Consider the following 20,125-nt stretch of genomic DNA (forward strand, 5'->3'; position numbering starts at 1 on the left):
GACAGTTTGTGCGTTCGGGGGTCGCTTCATCATGACATATTGCGTGGGACTTCGGCTCGACAAAGGCCTGGTGTTCATGTCGGACACCCGGACCAATGCGGGTGTCGACGACATTTCCCAGGTCAAAAAAATGCACAGCTGGGAAGTTGCCGACGAGCGGGTGATCACGCTGATGACGGCGGGCAATCTGGCGACCACCCAGGCGGTGGTGAGTCAGCTGGACGAACGCACCAAGGCACCGGAAGACCGCAATCCTTCGATACTGACTGCACCGACCATGTTCCAGGTCGCGACCATCATCGGAGACACCTTGCACGAGATTGTCGAAGCCCACGAAGCCGCGGGACCCGCGTCGGAGTCGGTCTTCGGCGCGACCCTGATCGTCGGCGGTCAGATCAAGGGCATGGAACCGCGTCTGTTCATGGTCTACCCCGAGGGCAACTTTATCGAGGCCAGCGATGACAATCCGTTTTTCCAGATCGGAGAAGCCAAATATGGCCGCCCGATCCTGGTCCGCGCGCTGAAACCGGACATGAGCTTTGAACAGGCGACCAAGCTGCTTTGCGTCTCGTTCGATTCCACGATCCGCGCCAATGCAGGAGTCGACCTGCCCATCGACCTGCAGGCATATACCGCCGACAGTTTTCGCATCACCGACCAGCGCCGGTTTGAGCGTGACGATCCCTATTTTCGCGAGGTTTCGCAAGGCTGGAGTGAGGCGCTGGACGTTGCATTCGGAACATTGCCGGACTTCCGGTTCTGAGCCAAAGCGGCCAATCGCCGGATTAGCTGTTTCGCTTCCCATTTCACCCGGCTAGACACAGGTCATGATCAACGATCTTCTCCCGCTGCTCAAATCAACATTTGGATTCAGCGCTTTTCGGGGCGTGCAGGAGCAGGTTCTGGAGCGGGTCATGGCGCGGCAGAACACGCTGGCCGTGATGCCAACCGGGGCCGGAAAATCGCTCTGTTATCAGCTGCCGGCAGCCGCCCGCAGCGGTACGGTTGTGGTGATTTCTCCGCTCATCGCCCTGATGCATGACCAGTTGCGCAGCGCCGAGGCGGTCGGGATTCGGGCCGCGACCCTGACATCCGCGGATGACAACCGGGCCGAGACCATGCGCCGCCTGCGCGCGGGTGAGCTGGACCTGCTCTATGCGGCGCCGGAACGGGCTTCCGGGCAGCATTTCCGCGAGCTTATCGAACAGACGCCGATATCGCTTTTCGCGATTGACGAGGCCCATTGTGTTTCCGAATGGGGACATGATTTCCGGCCGGACTATCGCCTGCTCCGTCCGCTCCTCGACCATTTTCCCGATGTCCCGCGCCTCGCCCTGACCGCCACCGCCGATGCCCATACGCGCGAAGACATCCTGATTCAGCTGGGCATCGAGAATGACGGCCTGATCATCGCCGGATTTGACCGGCCGAACATCCGCTATGCGATTTCCCCGCGCAAGGGTCTGACCCGCCAGATCACCGATCTGATCGACCGCGTGCCCGGGCCAGGGATCATCTATGCGCCCACCCGCAATGCCACGGAGAAGCTGGCCGACAAGATTGCCCGGACCGGCCGGAGCGCCCGCGCCTATCATGCCGGCCTGCCGCCAGACGTCCGGCAGCGCAATCAGGCGGAATTTGTCGCATCGGAAGACATGGTGATGGTCGCGACCATCGCCTTTGGCATGGGGATCGACAAGCCGGACGTGCGCTTTGTCGCTCATGCTGGTCTGCCCAAATCGATTGAAGCCTATTATCAGGAAACCGGCCGCGCCGGACGCGATGGCGACCCGGCTGAAGCGCATATGTTCTGGGGTGCAGAAGATTTTGTCCGTGCGCGGCAACGGCTGGCCGAAGTTGACGACAAGCGTCTCGATGGCGAGCGCACGCGCCTGGCCGCACTGGGCGGACTGGTCGAAGCCGCCGGATGCCGCCGGGCGATCCTGCTCCGGCATTTCGGCGAAGATCCGCCGCAGACCTGCGGAAATTGCGACAATTGCCTGAACGCACCGGCCACCTTGAACGTGACCGAGCTGGCGCAGAAATTCCTGTCCGCCGTCTACCGAACGGGCCAGAGTTTCGGCGTGGCGCATCTCGAAGCTGTACTGACCGGGCGGGAAGAGGAAAAAATCCTCTCGCGCGGTCATCACAAGCTGTCCGTCTTTGACATTGTGAGCGCAGAGGAAGCACCGCTGATCAAGCCGCTGTCCCGTTCATTGCTGCTCCGCGACGCCTTGCGCAACACCGAATATGGCGGGCTGATGTTCGGTCCCGAGGCCAAGGCCATTCTCAAGGGACAGGAAGACGTCGCGATCGTCGAGCCGCCGAAACGCGAGCGGCGCAAACGGCGTGGCAGCAATGCGTCGCCCAACCCGGTCGGTGATCCGCTGTTCGACGCGCTGCGCGCGAAACGGACAGCGCTGGCAAAGGACCAGGGGGTCCCGCCCTATGTGATTTTCCACGACAGCGTGCTTCGCGACATGACCGGATTCAAGCCGACTACATTGAGCGCACTCAGCGAGTTGCCCGGTATTGGTGCAGCCAAGCTGGAGAAATATGGCGCAGAATTTCTTGAGGTGATTCAGGAAGTTACCGAAGCTCTGGAGCAAAGCGCGTGAAGTGGGCTCCGATCACAATTCTATCCCCCTTGTTCCTGACCTCGTGCACAACGGCCGCTAGTTCGAAACCTTGGCTGGATAACTACAATCAGCCCCGAAGTGCCGAGATTCCAAATGAGGTAAGGACCTTCATTATTCAGCGTCAGGGCTGCGATCATTTTCGTGGTGAAATTGGCTATGATATGAAACGAAAGAAATTTCTCGATAAACAGATCGAAAAATTATGCACTGGCACAGATGCGCGATTGTCACGCTTACAGGTAAAATATGCTACTATTCCTGCTGCCAGCAAAGCATTGTCTGAATTCGAGCAATGCATCGAGCCGTTTGAGGGCCGCGACTGCAATGAAGTAATCTGGGTAGAATGATAATGAAGAATCCTGCTTTGATCATCGCCATATCTTCCGGGCTTGCCTTAAGCGCTTGTGGCGAGCAAAATTCCCGTTCCAGCGCTCAAGATTACGCAAAAAAGGAAAATTCGTCCATGTTCCGAACGATCAATGAAAGCATCAGCGTCTCGCCACAGATTTCGCTGGAAGATGTCGCTGCGGCCAAGGCCGAGGGCGTCACCCTGATCGTCAACAACCGGCCGGATGGCGAAGACCCGTCGGCACCCCAGAGCGCCGACATTGAAGCGGCGGCAAAGGCGGCGGGAATCGACTATCTCGCCATCCCGATCACTCATAGCGGGTTTTCCGCACCACAGGTCGAAGCGATGATCGGCGCGCTCGAAGGCGCCGCCGGCAAGACACTCGCCTATTGCCGTTCCGGCACACGATCAACTCTGCTCTGGTCGCTCGCCCAGGCCAAACAGGGTGTGGATCCGGATGAGATTGCGCGGCTCGCTGGCAATGCCGGCTATGACATCACGCCGATCCGCGCGATGGTCGATGCACTGTCTGCCGGAGCCCAATGACGCAAACCGAAACCGAAATCCTGCCTTTCGATCGGACTACGCATCTCGACGATCTGCTCAAGCTGACGGTCCGGGCATGGGAACCGGTCTTTCCAAAAATGGAACGGGCTATCCCGGGATATGTTTATGATTCCTTCTACCCGAAGGGGTGGAAGACCCGGCAGCTCGATGATGTCCGCACCATGTGCAAGGATCCGGACGTCCACCTGTTCATCACCCGGACGGACGGGAAAATGTCGGGTTATCTGGGCGTGAAATCCCATGAAGAAGACAATATGGGCGAGATTTACATTATCGCTGTCGACCCGGATTTCCAGCGACATGGCATTGGCCGCACCCTGATGGATTTTGCCTTTGACTGGATGCGCGATGAGGGTCTCGCGATGGTCATGGTCGAAACCGGCGGAGATCCGGGACATGCACCCGCTCGCGCCGTCTATGAGGACGCCGGATTTGAACGATATCCGGTCGCCCGCTATTTTCGGAAGCTGTAAGGCTGGACAGTTGCTGACAGGCTTGTAAATAGAATACATGGAGAGCCTGCCCGATCCCACTTTGTACGCGATTCCGTTTTTCGTGCTGACGGTTGCCATCGGCTTCATCACCAGCATGCGGCACAAGGACGGCAGATATGATGTGCGCGACATGGTCACGTCGCTCACTCTCGGCACCGGCAGCGTTTTCGCAGGGATACTGACCGGCGGGCTGGCCTTAGCGGTCATCTACTGGGTATATCAGTTCCGCCTGTTTGACGTGCCCTTCACATGGTGGGCCTGGATCCTCGCCTTTTTTGTCGATGACTTTTTCTATTATGTCTTTCACCGGGCCGCGCACCGGATCCGCTGGGTCTGGGCGGCGCATGTCAATCATCACAGCAGTCAATATTACAATCTCTCGACAGCTCTGCGGCAACCTTGGACCAGCACCTTTGCGCTCACCTGGATTTTCTCGCTGCCGATGTTCCTGATCGGCTTTCATCCGGCGATGATCGCCTTTGTCGGCGGTATCAACCTGCTGTATCAATACTGGATCCACACCGAGGCGATTGACCGGATGCCGCGCTGGTTCGAGGCCGTGATGAACACGCCGTCCCACCACCGCGTCCATCACGCCACCAATCCGCGATATCTCGACAAGAATTATGCCGGTATCCTGATCATCTGGGACAAGATGTTCGGCACGTTCGAGGCGGAACGGGACGATGAGCAGATCAAATATGGCATCATCAAAAACCTGGAAAACAACAATATAATCTGGGCGGCCTTTCACGAATGGGTGGGCATGGCAAAAGACCTTTGGGCCGCTCCGTGGCGGTACAAGCTGAATTATCTGATCAAGCCGCCGGGATGGAGCCATGATGGCAGCCGCGACAGCAGCGAAACCATCCGCGCAAGGTGGCAGGAAGAACAGAACAAGGCGTCATCCTGAATTCGGATTCCGGGTGACGAAACGAGAGGAAAACTGATGGCAGAATTTGATATCATCGTCATAGGTGGCGGGTCCGCCGGCAGCGCCGTCGCCGGCCGGCTCAGCGAGGATGGCAAACGCAGCGTCTGCCTGATCGAGGCCGGCGGCAACAACAACAATTTCCTCGTCAAGACGCCGGGCATGATGCCGTTCCTGCTGAAAAACGCCAACTGGCGGTTCGACACCGTGCCGCAAAAAGGACTGAACGGCCGTATTGGCTATCAGCCGCGCGGGCGCGGTCTGGGTGGTTCCAGCGCGATCAACGCGATGGTCTATATCCGTGGCAACAAGTGGGATTATGACAACTGGGCCGCAATGGGCTGCGATGGCTGGAGCTATGACGAGGTTCTGCCCTGGTTCAAGAAATCCGAAGGCAATGAACGGGGTGGCGACGCCTGGCATGGCGGAGAGGGCCCGCTGTCGGTGTCCGACCAAAAATGGCTCAATCCGGGCAGCATCGCCTTTGTTGAGGCGGCGCGCAACCTGCAAATGCCGATCCTCGATGATTTCAATGGTGAGAAACAGGAAGGCATTGGCATATACCAGGTCACCCAGAAGGGCGGCGAACGCTGGTCAGCCGCGCGCGCCTATGTCGAACCGGGTCGCGGCCGCGCCAATCTCGAGATCCGGACCAGGTCCCTGGTGGAACGTCTGATCGTCGAAAACGGCCGGGTCACCGGTGTGCAGATCAAGCGTGGTTTCAGCCGCGAGACTTTGAAGGCACGCGGTGCTGTCGTGCTCTCTGCCGGCGCCTTCGGATCCCCGCATATCCTGCAGCTGTCGGGGATCGGGCCGGGCGACCATCTTCGGGAGAAAGGTGCGGAGGTTGTGCTCGACAAGCCGGACGTCGGATCCCATCTCAAGGACCATATCGATTTTGTCTCGGGTTATCTGACTGAATCGAAGGAACTGATTGGTGACTCGCTGGAAGGCACGGTCCGGATGGGCAAGGCCATAATCGAGCACCGGATGAGGCGAACCGGGATCATGACCACACCCTATGCCGAGGCCGGCGGCTTCTGGAGCAGCGATCCCGACGTCCCGGCGCCGGACATTCAATATCATTTCGTTCCGGCGGTGCTCGAAGATCACGGTCGCGAAAAGGTCAAGGGCCACGGGTTCAGCTGCCACGCCTGTGTGTTGCGGCCGCACAGCAAGGGTACAGTGCGGCTCAATGATACCGACCCGTCGGCACCGCCGCGGATCGATCCGAATTTCCTCGATGATGATCGCGATATTGCCACCTTGCGCAAGGGCGTCCGCAACATGCAGCGGATCATGGAAGCGCCGCCGCTCACCGATTTCAAGCCGACCAACCGCCATCCGATCGATATGGCGGATGACGACGCGCTGGACGCGCTGATCCGTGCCCGGGCGGATACGGTCTACCATCCGGTTGGAACCTGCCGGATGGGGGCGGATGAAGATGCAGTCGTTGACAGCCGGCTGAAATTCCGTGGACTTGACGGTCTTTACATTGCCGATGCGTCCATCATGCCGGAGATTGTCAGCGGTAACACCAACGCGCCCAGCATCATGATCGGGGAACGGGCGGCCGACTTCATCAAGGCCGACCTCGCCGCCTAACCGGCGCTGGGCACTGGTTGCTGACCACCTTCAGTTGAGGTTTCCACCTCCGCTGTCGAGCCCGGCCTGGGGGATGCCATTTTTAACAGGGCAATCCCCACCAGAGCCGCGATAGTCGAACCGGACAGCACACCGATCTTGACGAGGGCCATTTGCTCGGCACTGTCAAACGCCAGGTTGCCGATGAACAGGCTCATCGTAAAGCCCACGCCGGCGATACTGGCGAGACCCGATATCTGCAGCCAGTTGACATTGGCCGGCAGGCTGGCGAACCCGGCTTTCACCGCGACCCAGGCAAAGCCCAATATGCCTATCTGCTTGCCGAGTACAAGCCCCATGGCGATACCCAGCGGGACCGGGTTCAACAGGTCACCAAAGCTCATCCCGGAGAAGGAGACACCGGCATTGGCGAGCGCGAAGACCGGGATCACAAAGAAGGCGGCCCAGGGGTGCAGCGCATGTTCCATCCGCTCGAGCGGGCGTTCTCCGCCCGCTGCAATGGGAATGGTCAGCGCCGCAGCCACACCGGCCAGCGTTGCGTGAACGCCGGATTTCAGCACGCACAACCACAGGATGCTGGTCAGCAGGACATAGGGGAGTGTCCGGACCACACCAAAACGGTTGCACAGGATCAGGCCGACAAGGGCGACCAGTCCGACAGCCAGTGGGATGAGCTGAATTTCCGCGGTGTAGAACAGCGCGATGATCATGATCGCGCCAATGTCATCGATAATCGCAATGGCGAGCAACAGCGCCTTCAGGGCGAAGGGAACGCGATTGCCCAGCAGCGCCAGGATACCGAGCGCAAAGGCGATGTCGGTTGCCGCCGGAATGGCCCAGCCATTGATATTTTCGGGGCTGCCGCTGTTGATGCCGATATAGATCAGGGCCGGGATAACCATGCCGCCAATCGCAGCAAAAACCGGGAGAGAAGATTTCTCCCAGCTGGCCAGCTGTCCGGTCAGCACTTCGCGTTTGACTTCCAGTCCGATGAGGAAAAAGAAGACCGCCATCAGGCCGTCATTGATCCATAGCAAAAGGGGTTTGTCGACACCAAAACCACCGACAGTGGCCGTCACCTGGGTTGCGAGAATGGCTGTATAGGCCGAACCCAGCGGACTGTTCGCTATGATCAGCGCCAGCAAGGCGGAAATCATCAGAATGATTCCGCCCGCACTTTCCTTCTTCAGGAAATCCTGAAGCAAATTCATGGCCTTCGTAGGCATGGTCTCAACTCCCCAGCTCAGTTTATTCGTTGCACACGACATAGGTTGTCGAGATCAATAGATAAAATAGTTTGTATGACTTAATATCAATAGATATTATCTATGTTCTAATCGATCAACAATACCCGCAAGTCATTGACATTGGTGCCCGACGGACCAGTCATCAGCAACGCATCGGCCCGCGCGAAGGCGGAATAGCTGTCGTCGCTTTCAAGCCAGGTCTGGGCCGCCATTTTACCGTCCAGCCTGTCCAGCAGACCCGGCCACAGAAAGGCCCCGGCATTGTCCTCAGACCCGTCAATGCCGTCGGTATCGGCAGCAAAGCCGGATATGCCCGGCGCCCCCTCCAGCGCCAGCGCGCAGGACAACAGAAAGGCGGTATTCCGTCCCCCGCGGCCGTGCGAATTCGACACGGTTACTGTCGCCTCTCCGCCAGAGATGATCGCGGTCCGGCGACCCTCCTCCTTCAGGCGCAGGGCCAGCCGCGCATGATCCCGGCCGAGCTCCGCCGCCTCGCCTTCCAGGTCATCGCCGAGCACATGCGGTTCATAGCCGCGTTCAGAAACAGCATCGGCGGCCGCCTGCACCAGGTCGGCCGGACGCGCGCAGCAGGCATAGCTGGTGGCCGACAGTCTCTCATCCTCCGGGTCCGGCGTTTCATTCTCTGCATCCCGCAACGCTTGCGCAGCGGCATCGGACAGCTCGAGCCCGTATTTCGCCACGACAGAGCGGGCATCAGCCAGTGTAGACCGGTCTCCAACGGTCGGGCCGGATCCGATGGTTGCCGGATCATCGCCGGGCACATCCGATATCGCGACGGTCATTGTCTGCGCCGGCCAGGCTGCTGCCGCCAGCCGCCCGCCCTTGATCGCCGACAAATGCTTGCGGACAATATTGATCTCGGAAATCGGCGTCCCGCAATGCAGCAATTGCCGGGTCAGCCGCTGTTTCTCGCCAAGGGTCACGCCCCGGACCGGCAAGGGCAGCAAGGATGAAGCGCCACCGGATATCAGCGCCAGCATCAGGTCACCCGCGACCAGCGCATTTGCCGCCCTGACCGCGCGTTCAGCGGCATCGAGACCGACACTGTCGGGAACAGGGTGCGCCGCTTCGATGATCTCGAGACCGGGCGGAGAAAAACCCGGTGTCCCATATCCCTGCCGGGTGACAACCAGCCCGCACACCGGCTCCGGCAGTTTCGGCAGAACCGCTGCCGCCATCCCGGTCGCCGCCTTGCCAGCCGCAAACAGCCAGACCCTTCCGGAGACCGGCGGCATGACAAAGTCCTGCAGCGCGATTTCGGGCCGGGCCGGTTGCAATGCGGCATCGTAGATAGATTGCAGAAACTGCTTGTCTGGCGCCGAATTTGTGGTTTGATGCATTGCAACAAAAGGCCTGATCCGGTGCCGGGCGTCAAGCCCTGCCGGACAACAGACACAAGAAAGTGATGTGCATGACAAATGGCGGCGAAAGGGAACATCTGGAACAGCGTGTCGCCGCGCATCTGGCCGTGCTTTATCCGGACCGTGATGGAAGGGAATTAGCCGCTGACATTATCGGCGCGTTTTGGCCGGATGGTGGCCGGATCATCGGTTCTGACGAAATCCGCGAGAAACATCTCTGGGACGAAAGCAATGTCGTACTCATCACCTATGGCGGAACAATCCGGGCACCGGATGAGAAGCCGCTCAGGACGCTGCACCGCTTTTTGAACACCCATATCACCGACACCGTATCCGCGGTGCACATCCTGCCGTTCTTCCCCTACAGTTCCGATGACGGTTTTTCCGTCATCGATTACCGGGCCGTAGATGACCGTCTGGGAGACTGGTCTGACATTTCCGCCATTGCTTCTGATTACCGCCTGATGGCCGACCTGGTAATCAATCACGGCAGCTCGCAATCCCTCTGGTTTCAGCAATTTCTCTCCGATCAGGCACCCGGCAAGGACTATTTTGTCACGGCGGACCCTGCCAGTGATCTCGGCGATGTTGTCCGGCCGCGATCGCATCCGCTGCTGACGCCCTTTGAAACCAGCGCCGGCACCCGCCACGTCTGGACGACCTTCAGCCAGGACCAGGTCGATTTTGATTTTGCCAATCCCGATCTCCTGCTGGAATTTGTCCGCATCATCGCTTTCTACATTGCCAACGGTGTGCGCATTTTCCGGATCGATGCCATTGCCTTTCTGTGGAAACAGGTTGGCACCAGCTGCATCAATCTGGATGAGACCCATGAAGTGGTCCGGCTGCTCCGGACATTGATGGATCATCATGAGGAAACGCTGATTATTCTGACCGAAACGAACATCCCCAATCACGAGAATCTGACCTATTTCGGCAATCAGAACGAAGCGCATATCATCTATAATTTTTCATTGCCGCCGCTGCTGATCCACGCGCTGCTGACCGGCGAGTCCCTCTATCTCAAGCGCCTGACCCGCAGCAATCCGCCAGCCTTGCAAGGCTGCGCCTATCTCAACTTCACCGCCAGCCATGACGGCATCGGCCTCCGCCCCACCGAAGGTGTCTTGCCCGAAGCGGAAGTCGGGCAGATGCTGCAGACGCTGCAGAATTTTGGCGGACGCATATCGATGCGGCGCGGGCCGGGTGGTGTGGAGAAGCCTTACGAAGTGAATATCAGCTATTTTGAAGCGTTGCAGGGGACGACAAGTGGTCCGGACGATCTGCAAATACCGCGCTTCATGGCCGCCATGGCCATCATGCTGGCGCTGGAAGGAATACCCGCCTTTTACATCCACAGTCTGATCGCCACACCCAATGGTTACGAGGAAGTCAATCGGACCGGACGCAACCGGTCGATCAACCGCCGCGAGCTGGATCTGGAAATGCTGAAATCGCGTCTGGCCGATCCGGACGCCGTGGAGGCACAAGTCTTCTGCCAATGCAAGGAACTGATCGCCAAGCGCAAGGCCCAGCCCGCCTTTCACCCCAATGCGGTGCAGTTCACCCTGGCGCTGCCGGAAGGGCTGTTTGGAATCTGGCGGCAAAGCCTCGACAGGACACAAAGCATCTTCGCAGTCACCAATGTAACGAACCGGCCTTTGCCCCTTGCCCTTGCCGATATCAATCTGATTGCAAACAATAGCTGGCGAGATCTGGTCTCCGGTCAGAATATCCCCGATATTGAAGGAATGATGGAACTCGCCGCCTATCAGACTGTGTGGATCACAAACGCTCCGGATGCCGGTTAAAGCGGCAGACCGTCATCTTCATTGTCGAGCCGGACCGCCTCTACAAATCGCTTTGAGAAATCGGGTATGGCGGAATTGATCCGGTCCCAGTTAGCCATGAAAGACCGCTCGTTCGGCGCTTCGAGAAAAGCCTCGCCTGCCAGCATGATATTGGAGGCAAACAGTTCCACCGTCGCTTCTTCGCTGTGCCGGTCGAGCTTCAGCCCGTTGATCACTGCATCATTATAATAGGTCTCAATCCGGTCGAGCGCGATCCGCAAATAGGTCGCCTTGATAGTGCGGAAAGTCCCGGGCGAGAAAATCTGACCCTGGGTTGCCAGCTTGCGAAAAATCGACTTGGTAATGTCCGTGCTCATCCGGGAAAGTCCTGTGGAAGGATTGTCCTCCGATACCGGCTGATGCTTGTGGTCATAATTGTCGGCAATCTCGACCTGGCAAATGGCCCGCACCGAATTGTTGCGCCAGATTTCCGACAAGACTCCGATTTCCAGTCCCCAGTCAGACGGGATGCGGATGTTCTTTACCGTATCGCGACGCATCGCAAACTCGCCGGCCAGTGCATATCGGAAACTGTTGAGGTAGACGAGATACTCGCTCGGCTGACAAACTTTCTTGAGCGCCGCCAGCAGCGGAGAAATCAGAAGGCGCACGACGCGGCCATTCAATTTTTCCTCCGTCACCCGCGCATAATAGCCCTTGGAGAAAACATAGGGAAAACTCGGGTTGGCCACAGGATACATCAACCTTGCAAGCAGATCGCGGCGATAGGTCAGGATATCGCAATCATGCAAACCCACAACGTCCGCCTTGGTGCCAGCAAGGAAATAGCCAAAACAAAACCAGACATTCCGCCCTTTTCCGGGTTCGGCGGGCGACAGTTCGTGGTCCTGCAATTCCTTGTCCAGCGCCATCAGTCGCGGGCCGCTGTTCCACAGGATCTGATGCTTTTGCGGTAACCGCGAAAAATAGGATTTGGCATATTCAAACTGGTCCTTGTCCGCCCGGTCCAGTCCGATGATGATATTGTCCAGATAGGGCACCTGCGACAATTCGTCGATGATATTGCCCAAAGCAGGCCCCTCCAGCTCCGAGAAAAGCGAGGGCAGAACAAGCGACATGGGCCTTGATTGCGCGAAACCCAGCAGCTCCCGTTCCAGTTCTTCCACTGGTCGGTCGGTCAGATTGTGAAGGGTGGATATGCTGCCATTCTGGTGAAAATCCATGGTGCTCAGTGCTTCCTGTCGTTGGCGGAATCGGGTTTGTCCAAAATCTGCTGCATGACCTCTACCCAGCCTTCCGGACCGGCTTTTGCTGCCGTGATGACGGAAGACCGGTCAGATCGGATGGCGGCGCCACCGGGATTGGGAATGATGACCCCGCGATCTGCAGATTCGATCATGTCGAGATCATTCGGTCCGTCTCCCAGGGCGACGGTCATGATCCGGCGGTCTGGGCGGGATGATTTATAGTGACTGACGATCCAGTCCATCGCATCGGCCTTCCCGCATGGACCGGTGAGATGGCAGAATCGGCCGCCGCGCTGAATTTTCAGTCCCTGCGCTCCCATCACATCCCGGAACCGGTCCAGATTTGCTGCGCTCCCGGTCCAGAGAAATGGCTCGCTGGCTTCCCTTGCCTTGGCCTTGTAAGCCCTTTGCAGGTCGAGACCGGTTTCCGCAGCAATCTGTTTCGCAGTCATGTCGGAAAACCCGCGAAAATGACTACGTAGTTGCGGTTCCGCGGACTCCAGGCGGGAGAGGATCTGTTCGTGGGTCATGCCCGGAAAATGGATCTGCGACTCTGAATCCGCTGCCCAGGGGAATCCATCCGGTGCATGAATGGCGGATCCGTTTTCAGTGACATAAACTTTTAGCGGCGCAATGTCCCAGAGCAGCGCAGCGACTTCTGCGCGAGTCTTGCTCGTCACGGGTATCACCGTCGCTCGCTCTGGATCCAGTTCAGCGATAAACCGGTCGGCCGGCGTCGGTGAGTAGCTGTCATGGTCCAGCACCGTTCCGTCGAGGTCCGTAAATATCAGGACATGGTCTGGTTCAAAGGTCATCAAAGGCAATCATATATCACGTACGGAAACCTGCGCATAAAGGGTTCACTCCCAAAAAAATGGCCGGGGCGTTTCCACCACCGGCCGTAAAGTTGTTTGTTCGCAGGAGGAACAAGGTGAGGTGCCGACCTCAGTGTTGGGAGGATAAAGCCGGCACCAAACTGGTTAGCCCTTGGCAAATTCAGGATAGGCTTCGACACCGACTTCCGAGATGTCCATGCCTGCCCGCTCGTCCTCTTCTGCCGGACGAACGCCAAGGGTATATTTCAGAGCGAGCCAGACGACCGCGCTGCAGATGAAAGTGAACGCTCCGATCGAGACGATGCCCAGCGCCTGAACGCCGTAGGTTGCATCGCTGTTCGAGAACGGAACGATGATGGTGCCCCAGATACCGGCCAGCAGGTGAACCGGGATCGCGCCAACCACATCATCGATTTTCAACTTGTCGAGCATCGGAACTGCGAAGACCACAATCGCGCCGCCGATACCGCCGATGATGACGGACTGCAGTACTGACGGAGCCAGCGGCTCGGCAGTAATCGAGACCAGACCGGCCAGGGCGCCGTTGAGTGCCATGGTTACGTCAATCTTCTTGTATAGCAACTGGGTCAGCACAATCGCCGTGATCACGCCACCGGCCGCAGCCATGTTGGTATTCACGAAAATCTTGGACACATCGCTGACGTCGCCGATCGTGCCCATGGCGAGCTGGGACGCGCCGTTGAAGCCGAACCAGCCGAGCCAAAGGATGAACGTCCCGAGAGTGGCGAGCGGAATGCTCGAACCCGGCATGACATTCATCTTGCCATCGACATAGCGTCCCAGCCGCGGTCCGATGATCAGGGCGCCGGCAAGAGCAGCCCAGCCACCGACCGAGTGCACGAGGGTCGAACCGGCAAAGTCACTGAAACCACGCTGATCCAGCCAGCCTGTACCCCATTCCCAGCTGCCCGTAATCGGGTAGAGGAATCCGGTCAGAATGATGACAAAGATCATGAAGGGCCAGAATTTGACGCGTTCCGCGATCGTACCGGACACGATGGATGCCGTGGTCGCACAGAAGACCATCTGGAAGAACCAGTCAGATGCCACCGAATATCCGGTGTCGACATCGGCTTCGCCAACCGCCTGCATGGCATAGGGGCCGAAACTGCCGATCCAGCTGGTCACATCCGTATACATCAGATTGTAGCCGGTGACCCAGAACATGATGCCGGCCATCGAGTAGAGGCCGATATTCTTCAGGCACTGCATCGAAACATTTTTCGAGCGGACCAGACCGGCTTCGAGCATGGCAAAACCGGCAGCCATCCACATCACGAGGAAGCCACCAATCAGGAACAGCAATGTGTTGAAGATATAAGCCACATTGGCACTTGGATCAGCCACTTCGGCTGCTTCCTGTGCAAGAGCCGGAGAGGCGGCCATCGCCGCCGCCAGTCCTGCAGAAATAGTCAGTATTTTTTTCATTATCACGCTTCCCCGTTAAATCGCTGTGTCGCCGGCTTCGCCCGTGCGGATCCGCACGGCATTATCGAGGCCCATGACAAATATTTTTCCGTCGCCGATGGACTCGGTTCCGGCTGCATTCTGAATCGCCTCGACGGCCTGATCAGCCAGGTCGGCCGTACATGCGATTTCCAGTTTCAGCTTTGGCACCATGTTGGTGGTATATTCCGCGCCCCGATACACTTCGGTTTGCCCCTTCTGGCGTCCGAACCCCTTCACTTCGGAAACCGTCATGCCGGCCACACCCACTTCGGTGAGTGCATCACGCACATCATCGAGTTTGAATGGTTTGATTATGGCTATGATAAACTTCATTACGCCCCCTTTTTTATGTTCGGGGTCAACTTCGCAAAGCTTGTGCCAGAATCACAAGTAACTGGATTCAATAAGAAAACCTGAATCCCGGCGCGTAAAGAAAGTGTAAATTTTGTGCAACGCAGCACAATTGCCTAATTTTTGGGCAAGTCTTTTTCCGCCTGCTCGAGAATAGCAGGGATGATCGCCTCGGTTTCCCTGCGACCGATATCGATCAGTTCTTCAGCACGGGTGAAATTCTGCATATCGATATGTCCGACCGGCGGCGACATGGCGAAATCGGGGGGGTCCAGTGCCAGGGAGTAACGCCCCAGATTGCGTAGCGACAAACCCACAGATGCCTTAACTATGGCAATGCTGTTGGGCTCCTTGCCGTCCGTGCGTGCGATCCCTGCCATTTCGGCACGGTTTACAAAATCGTCCTGCAGGTTGACCGACAGGCAAATCGCATCAGGTGCCAGCTCGCGGGCGGGCGATACCGGAACGGGAAGCGCCGCACCGCCATCGACCAGCAACCGGCCTTCATATTCCACCGGCTTGAATATCCCTGGCAAGGACATGGAAGCCCGGATTGCCGGAACCAGTCGCCCGGTTTTCATCACAATCGTGTCGCCTGTCCGCAAATCCGCGGCCACGGCTGCGACCGGCAAATCAAGATCCTCAAAGGTGAGTGAACCAAGTTGCGCATCCAGCTCCTTCTCAATCGTGCGCGCGCCCATTACGGCACCGCGTTTGAAATGCGGGTCCATGAATCGCAGCAGCGTCCGGAAATTCGCCGTTCGTGCAGTTTCTTCGAGATAGTCGAGCTTGCCCGCGGCAAAACTGGCTCCGGTTATGGCACCGATGGACGTCCCCGAAATCGCTGCGATTTCCAGGGGCGACTGCTCCAGCGCCCGTAAGACTCCAATATGGGTCCATCCAAGGCCCGCGCCGCCGCCCAGGGCAAGGGAGATCTTCATCCTGTCACTCCTTGAGGGCCACATCTTCAGCGAGAACCGCCCTCGCCTCGGCAAGATCTTCCTCGAGCACCATCACGCGTGCGGGCAAGGCAATTCCCGCACCTTCCACAATATTGACGCCGCTGTCGAAACATACTGCACCGATACCGGCCGCTTCCAGTCGTCCGCGCACGATCTCCGCTTCGACGCCGTGCATGTGCCGGGAGAGTTCGACCAGACTCACTGTTCCTCGCCTGTCGCGTTCAGAAATTTTTCGGTCTGACGAACCGGCAGCCCGTCAATGCTGCTATCATTGGCCCGCACTTTGCGAAACCACTCGTCTTCTTCGGTTTGCGCATGATATTTAACCAGCGTTTCGCGCTCCCGTTCCAGCTTCATATGCGGCACGCCATAGCCGCAGCTGTTCTGGACAGATTCGACCCGGATATCGAAAATCTGCCGGGTGCCGGGCAAAATCTCAAAATGCGAAGCCAGCTCGTCCCAGCCATCATCCTGTGGGAGCACGGGAACACCCTTGCCGTAGATCCGCAGGATATTGGCCGGATTGCCGAAATTGTTGAACATGATGGTTATCCGCCCGGCATCTTCCTGCTCGGCGACCAGGTGGGCGTGGGTTTCGTTCCCCGATCCGCGCAGATCAAGATAGGCCACTCTATCAGGGCCGAGCACGCGAAAGACGTCATATCCCTTGGGCGACAGGTTGATCCGGCCATCGGCCGCAGCGGTGGCAACAAAAAACACCGGCTGGTCCGCCACGAAAGCGCGGTGGTCATCATTCAGTGCATCAAAAAATTCCGCCATTGTGAGGTCCTCGGATCAGTAAAAGGGGCCGCCCAGAAACAGTTTCCATATCACGACTGCCAGCCAATGTATCAGGATAACCGGCCAAAGCGAGCCGGATACGATGCGAATATGGGTAAATATGATCCCGATGAGGAAAGTCGCGATCCAGAAGGACGGCTGCAGGAACATCGCGGCCCAGGGCGGCCCGATCGTCAGCGCCAGCAACGGATGCCAGGCGACAAACAGCAATGTTGACAGCCAGCCGGACCAGCGCGGAGACCAGCGGGTCAGCCAGGCAAGCAGCACGCCGCGGAACAGCAACTCCTCGACAAGCGCAGGCACCAAAAAGATGAGCAGCAAGACTTTGCCGATCAACACAGGGTCCGTGACCAGCGCTGGTGCCACCCAGCCGGAAAGATATCCGATTCCCGCAATGACCAGAAAAGTCGGCACGGCCAGAGCAAAGGCGGAACGCCAGTGCTTTCCTTCCGGCCACACGGTCAGCGCCTGCCAGGTCTGTTTCAGCGCCGACAGCATCTACCAGCCTGCCCCGCCATCTATGGCTTCCTGCTCACCCGGCCGCATGGCCCGACCCAACACTTCGTTCCGGTGGGGAAAACGGCCGAATTTGGCAATCACATCGCGATGGGAATTGGCAAATTTTTCATTGCTGCCCAATTTGGTGAACAGCATCACTGAACGGTTTTGGTCCTGCAGGTCTTCACTGTGCATGAATGGCATATAGAGAAAGGATCGCTGATCCTCGCTCAGTTTGTCATCCAGTTCCTGGTCCACCGCCTTGTCTGCAATCTGCACCGCCAGATGATCGGTCGAATAGGCGTCCGCACTGCCGCGAAAAATATTGCGTGGAATTTGATCAAACAGGATCACAGCAGCCAGTGCGTCGTCCGCGCTGGTCAGAAAATCGTCAGCCACCCGGGACTTCTGCTCCTGCCACAATTCGAAAAACCGTTCCTTGCACAGGTTATCGACCGACTCGTTTTTATTCCACCAGTCTTTCGGCGCGAGTTCGGAAAACCAGAAACGCAGAATATCCGGTTGCCAGGTCATCTCGGCAGGTCCCCGTTCAGCTTTTTGCCGCGCTTCTCGCCGTTATCACTCCAATGGATGAAAAGCGGTTTTCCGACAATATCTGTCCGGCGAACCATTCCCAGGCCCAAGGGTGGAGCCATTCTACTATCTGCTGATCGATCTCGATTATCGCCCATCATAAAGTAGTGGCCATTCGGCACCTGGACTTCCGCGAATTCATCGCCGACAGAGTGATCACAATTCACAACGGGATAAGATGGGCCGTTGTCGGGCAGACTCTCGGAATAAATCACGGCCTGACCAGATCGTGGCGCACCGACTGGATAGTCACAATATTCGGCTGATCCCGCGTCTTTGACCGTCACCGTGGAAACCGTTTCGCCATTCAGGATCAATTTTCCATTCGCCATTCCAACCGTGTCGCCGGGAAGACCCACTATCCGCTTTACATATTCAACGCCATTGGCGCGAAGAACCACGACATCACCGCGCTCAACCGGCTGATAATCTGACATTTTCACAAAGAAACGGTCATTCATTTGCAAGGTCGGACTCATTGAAATGCCAGCTGTATACAATGCTCTGTACTCGGATTGCATCTTCGCCACCACAATGTCGTTCAGCCCAAACACAACGATCACATATACAGGTGCCATGAACCAGCGAGACCAAACCGTCCTGCTGGCTGAAATGTATCTGGAAACAAAGAAGGTCAGGACAGACGACGCAATCTGACAAAACAGGAAAATCATTAAGCCAAGCAACAGTATGACAACCAGAGCGCCGAAGGACATTTCGGGGCCAAGTGAATAATAGGCAAAAAGAAGCATCAGACTCCCGAAGTAAACTGATGCGAAAATCAATCCCAACCGGATTTTGCCCGCCATCGCAAGGCCGAGGCCCGGAACCAAAAACCCCAGAAAAGCTAATCCTGTTCTTGCCAGCAGGCCACGTTCAATTGAGTCGCTGACGTCATCGGACTGACTCAAGCCGTCCCTCCAACAGTGAGTCCTTCCACCAGCAAGGTGGGCTGACCCACACCGGCGGGGACTGACTGTCCACCCTTGCCACAGACACCAATACCTTCGTCCAGTGCCATGTCATTGCCGATACCTGTCACCTTGGTCAGCGCGGTCGGACCGTCACCGATCAGGGTCGCGCCCTTGATCGGGGCACCCAGCTTGCCATTCTCGATCTTGTACGCCTCGGTGCAGGAGAACACGAATTTGCCGGACACGATGTCGACCTGGCCGCCACCGAAGCTTTTGGCAAATATCCCGTTCTTGACCCGGCTCATCAGTTCGTCCGGATCGTCATTGCCGCCGCGCATGAACGTATTGGTCATGCGGGGCATTGGCGCGTGGGCATAGCTTTCGCGCCGACCATTGCCGGTTGCCGGAACACCCATCAGGCGCGCGTTCAGGCGATCCTGCATATAGCATTTCAATATCCCGTCCTCGATCAGGACATTCTCCTGCGTCGGCGTTCCTTCGTCATCAATACTGAGTGATCCGCGTCGCTCGCTGATTGCGCCGTCATCGACCACGGTTACTCCCGGCGCCGCGACACGCTCCCCGATACGTCCGGAAAAGGCACTGGTCCCCTTGCGGTTGAAATCCCCTTCCAGACCATGTCCCACGGCTTCATGAAGCAATACACCCGGCCAGCCGGGGCCGAGCAATACGGTCTGTTCGCCCGCAGGAGCATCAACGCTTTCCAGATTGACGGTGGCCTGATTCAGCGCTTCATCAATTGCCCGGTTCCATCGCTGTTCCTCGAACAACTGGTCGTAAAGATACCGTCCGCCCATGCCGAAACTGCCGGATTCCCGGCGGCCATTTTGTTCGGCCACGATCGATACGTTCAGACGGACCAGCGGGCGGACATCGGTCGCAACAAAACCGTCCGGACGGACAATCTCGACCACGCTCCAGCTGCCCGACAAGCCAACAGAAACCTGTGCCACGCGCGGGTCGCGCGCGCGGGCAACCTCGTCAATCTTCTGACACAAAGCCACTTTCCTCGCGAACGGGATGGCTTCCAGAGGATTTGCTTCGCCATAAAGATGCTGGTTCGAGCCGCGCGGCGGCGGTGCGGCTTCGCCCTTGGCCGGATCGAGCAACTGCAACGTTTGTGCCGCACGACGGACCGCCGCTTCACTGATTTCATTACTATGAGAAAATCCGGTCATTTCACCGGAGACACCGCGGAGACCGAAACCGCTGTCGGTGCTGTAATCCGCTGTCTTCAGCCGGCCGTCATCAAATCCGAAACTTTCCACGGCACTATATTGCAAATAGAGTTCACCGTCGTCACAGGCCGAAAGTGCGCCGGAAACAAGTGATTTGGCTCGTTCCGGATCGAGAGCGTCAGCGCGATAGAGAAACGAGCGGGGGTCAGGATTTTGTGTCATGCC

General features: G+C 57.8%; 21 protein-coding genes. 8 read left to right on the top strand and 13 right to left on the bottom strand.

All coding sequences use genetic code 11. The annotated features are described in order from the left end of the window. Positions 1–31: 31 nt before the first annotated feature. The 7 genes from BUQ90_RS15595 (at position 32) to BUQ90_RS15625 (ending at position 6,588) form a co-directional block, all read left to right on the top strand. Positions 32–763: a proteasome-type protease gene (locus tag BUQ90_RS15595; protein ID WP_074206035.1), complete on the top strand. Its 732-nt coding sequence runs from the start codon at positions 32–34 to the stop codon at positions 761–763. 64 nt (positions 764–827) lie between these two features. Continuing rightward, positions 828–2,618, top strand: coding sequence for a DNA helicase RecQ (gene recQ, locus BUQ90_RS15600; RefSeq protein ID WP_074206036.1), 1,791 nt, complete (start codon positions 828–830; stop codon positions 2,616–2,618). Then, positions 2,615–2,986, top strand: a complete 372-nt coding sequence (locus tag BUQ90_RS15605) for a hypothetical protein (protein WP_074206037.1) — start codon at positions 2,615–2,617, stop codon at positions 2,984–2,986. The genes recQ and BUQ90_RS15605 overlap by 4 nt, the downstream gene beginning before the upstream one ends. Positions 2,987–3,102: 116 nt before the next feature. Continuing rightward, complete coding sequence (locus BUQ90_RS15610; RefSeq protein ID WP_074206038.1) at positions 3,103–3,534, top strand: protein tyrosine phosphatase family protein; 432 nt, start codon at positions 3,103–3,105, stop codon at positions 3,532–3,534. Next, positions 3,531–4,028, top strand: coding sequence for a GNAT family N-acetyltransferase (locus BUQ90_RS15615; RefSeq protein WP_074206039.1), 498 nt, complete (start codon positions 3,531–3,533; stop codon positions 4,026–4,028). Before BUQ90_RS15610 ends, BUQ90_RS15615 begins: the two co-directional genes overlap by 4 nt. Before the next feature lie 37 nt (positions 4,029–4,065). Beyond that, positions 4,066–4,962 carry a sterol desaturase family protein gene (locus BUQ90_RS15620; RefSeq protein ID WP_074206040.1) on the top strand — a complete coding sequence of 299 codons (897 nt, stop codon included), beginning with the start codon at positions 4,066–4,068 and terminating at the stop codon, positions 4,960–4,962. A gap of 36 nt (positions 4,963–4,998) precedes the next feature. After that, positions 4,999–6,588, top strand: a complete 1,590-nt coding sequence (locus BUQ90_RS15625) for a GMC family oxidoreductase (RefSeq protein WP_074206041.1) — start codon at positions 4,999–5,001, stop codon at positions 6,586–6,588. On the opposite strand, the gene nhaA is transcribed toward BUQ90_RS15625, so the two are convergent. After that, positions 6,585–7,814 (bottom strand): Na+/H+ antiporter NhaA, encoded by a 1,230-nt coding sequence (nhaA, locus tag BUQ90_RS15630; RefSeq protein WP_074206042.1) that lies wholly within the window; start codon positions 7,812–7,814, stop codon positions 6,585–6,587. The genes BUQ90_RS15625 and nhaA overlap by 4 nt on opposite strands. A 107-nt stretch (positions 7,815–7,921) precedes the next feature. Further along, the gene (locus BUQ90_RS15635) at positions 7,922–9,196 is read right to left on the bottom strand and encodes a glycerate kinase type-2 family protein (RefSeq protein WP_074206043.1); all 1,275 of its coding nucleotides are present in this window, start codon (positions 9,194–9,196) and stop codon (positions 7,922–7,924) included. A gap of 71 nt (positions 9,197–9,267) precedes the next feature. On the opposite strand from BUQ90_RS15635, the gene BUQ90_RS15640 reads away from it, so the two are divergent. Continuing rightward, the gene (locus BUQ90_RS15640) at positions 9,268–11,028 is read left to right on the top strand and encodes a sugar phosphorylase (RefSeq protein ID WP_074206044.1); all 1,761 of its coding nucleotides are present in this window, start codon (positions 9,268–9,270) and stop codon (positions 11,026–11,028) included. On the opposite strand, the gene BUQ90_RS15645 is transcribed toward BUQ90_RS15640, so the two are convergent. From BUQ90_RS15645 to tldD, 11 genes are all read right to left on the bottom strand, one after another. After that, a complete protein-coding gene (locus BUQ90_RS15645) occupies positions 11,025–12,251 on the bottom strand; it encodes a glycosyltransferase family protein (RefSeq protein WP_074206045.1) in 1,227 nt (408 codons plus the stop codon). The genes BUQ90_RS15640 and BUQ90_RS15645 overlap by 4 nt on opposite strands. Positions 12,252–12,256: 5 nt before the next feature. Next, on the bottom strand, positions 12,257–13,090 hold the full coding sequence (locus BUQ90_RS15650; protein WP_074206046.1) for an HAD-IIB family hydrolase: 834 nt from the start codon (positions 13,088–13,090) through the stop codon (positions 12,257–12,259). 165 nt (positions 13,091–13,255) lie between these two features. Continuing rightward, a complete protein-coding gene (locus tag BUQ90_RS15655) occupies positions 13,256–14,560 on the bottom strand; it encodes an ammonium transporter (protein WP_074206047.1) in 1,305 nt (434 codons plus the stop codon). 15 nt (positions 14,561–14,575) lie between these two features. Further along, positions 14,576–14,914, bottom strand: coding sequence for a P-II family nitrogen regulator (locus BUQ90_RS15660; RefSeq protein ID WP_074206048.1), 339 nt, complete (start codon positions 14,912–14,914; stop codon positions 14,576–14,578). Positions 14,915–15,048: 134 nt separating this feature from the next. Then, entirely contained in the window at positions 15,049–15,873 is an 825-nt protein-coding gene (locus BUQ90_RS17940; protein WP_074206049.1) for a patatin-like phospholipase family protein, read from the bottom strand. A 4-nt stretch (positions 15,874–15,877) separates the two neighbouring features. Then, positions 15,878–16,096 carry a putative signal transducing protein gene (locus tag BUQ90_RS15670; RefSeq protein WP_074206050.1) on the bottom strand — a complete coding sequence of 73 codons (219 nt, stop codon included), beginning with the start codon at positions 16,094–16,096 and terminating at the stop codon, positions 15,878–15,880. Continuing rightward, positions 16,093–16,674, bottom strand: coding sequence for a pyridoxamine 5'-phosphate oxidase family protein (locus BUQ90_RS15675; RefSeq protein WP_074206051.1), 582 nt, complete (start codon positions 16,672–16,674; stop codon positions 16,093–16,095). Before BUQ90_RS15675 ends, BUQ90_RS15670 begins: the two co-directional genes overlap by 4 nt. Before the next feature lie 15 nt (positions 16,675–16,689). Then, positions 16,690–17,193 carry a CPBP family glutamic-type intramembrane protease gene (locus tag BUQ90_RS15680; RefSeq protein WP_074206052.1) on the bottom strand — a complete coding sequence of 168 codons (504 nt, stop codon included), beginning with the start codon at positions 17,191–17,193 and terminating at the stop codon, positions 16,690–16,692. Beyond that, positions 17,194–17,727, bottom strand: coding sequence for a DUF924 family protein (locus BUQ90_RS15685; RefSeq protein ID WP_074206053.1), 534 nt, complete (start codon positions 17,725–17,727; stop codon positions 17,194–17,196). It abuts the gene before it with no gap. Continuing rightward, entirely contained in the window at positions 17,724–18,698 is a 975-nt protein-coding gene (gene lepB / locus BUQ90_RS15690; RefSeq protein ID WP_074206054.1) for a signal peptidase I, read from the bottom strand. Before lepB ends, BUQ90_RS15685 begins: the two co-directional genes overlap by 4 nt. Continuing rightward, positions 18,695–20,122, bottom strand: a complete 1,428-nt coding sequence (tldD, locus tag BUQ90_RS15695; protein WP_074206055.1) for a metalloprotease TldD — start codon at positions 20,120–20,122, stop codon at positions 18,695–18,697. The genes lepB and tldD overlap by 4 nt, the downstream gene beginning before the upstream one ends. Positions 20,123–20,125 lie beyond the last annotated feature (3 nt).

The organism is Parasphingorhabdus marina DSM 22363 (assembly GCF_900128895.1).
Classification (GTDB): Bacteria; Pseudomonadota; Alphaproteobacteria; order Sphingomonadales; family Sphingomonadaceae; genus Parasphingorhabdus; species Parasphingorhabdus marina.

Coding starts and splice junctions, on each gene's coding strand:
- BUQ90_RS15595 (WP_074206035.1), top strand. CDS start 32: ATGACATATTGCGTGGGACTTCGGCTCGACAAAGGCCTGGTGTTCATG.
- recQ (WP_074206036.1), top strand. CDS start 828: ATGATCAACGATCTTCTCCCGCTGCTCAAATCAACATTTGGATTCAGC.
- BUQ90_RS15610 (WP_074206038.1), top strand. CDS start 3,103: ATGTTCCGAACGATCAATGAAAGCATCAGCGTCTCGCCACAGATTTCG.
- BUQ90_RS15615 (WP_074206039.1), top strand. CDS start 3,531: ATGACGCAAACCGAAACCGAAATCCTGCCTTTCGATCGGACTACGCAT.
- BUQ90_RS15620 (WP_074206040.1), top strand. CDS start 4,066: ATGGAGAGCCTGCCCGATCCCACTTTGTACGCGATTCCGTTTTTCGTG.
- BUQ90_RS15625 (WP_074206041.1), top strand. CDS start 4,999: ATGGCAGAATTTGATATCATCGTCATAGGTGGCGGGTCCGCCGGCAGC.
- nhaA (WP_074206042.1), bottom strand. CDS start 7,814: ATGCCTACGAAGGCCATGAATTTGCTTCAGGATTTCCTGAAGAAGGAA.
- BUQ90_RS15635 (WP_074206043.1), bottom strand. CDS start 9,196: ATGCATCAAACCACAAATTCGGCGCCAGACAAGCAGTTTCTGCAATCT.
- BUQ90_RS15640 (WP_074206044.1), top strand. CDS start 9,268: ATGACAAATGGCGGCGAAAGGGAACATCTGGAACAGCGTGTCGCCGCG.
- BUQ90_RS15645 (WP_074206045.1), bottom strand. CDS start 12,251: ATGGATTTTCACCAGAATGGCAGCATATCCACCCTTCACAATCTGACC.
- BUQ90_RS15650 (WP_074206046.1), bottom strand. CDS start 13,090: ATGACCTTTGAACCAGACCATGTCCTGATATTTACGGACCTCGACGGA.
- BUQ90_RS15655 (WP_074206047.1), bottom strand. CDS start 14,560: ATGAAAAAAATACTGACTATTTCTGCAGGACTGGCGGCGGCGATGGCC.
- BUQ90_RS15660 (WP_074206048.1), bottom strand. CDS start 14,914: ATGAAGTTTATCATAGCCATAATCAAACCATTCAAACTCGATGATGTG.
- BUQ90_RS17940 (WP_074206049.1), bottom strand. CDS start 15,873: ATGAAGATCTCCCTTGCCCTGGGCGGCGGCGCGGGCCTTGGATGGACC.
- BUQ90_RS15675 (WP_074206051.1), bottom strand. CDS start 16,674: ATGGCGGAATTTTTTGATGCACTGAATGATGACCACCGCGCTTTCGTG.
- BUQ90_RS15680 (WP_074206052.1), bottom strand. CDS start 17,193: ATGCTGTCGGCGCTGAAACAGACCTGGCAGGCGCTGACCGTGTGGCCG.
- BUQ90_RS15685 (WP_074206053.1), bottom strand. CDS start 17,727: ATGACCTGGCAACCGGATATTCTGCGTTTCTGGTTTTCCGAACTCGCG.
- tldD (WP_074206055.1), bottom strand. CDS start 20,122: ATGACACAAAATCCTGACCCCCGCTCGTTTCTCTATCGCGCTGACGCT.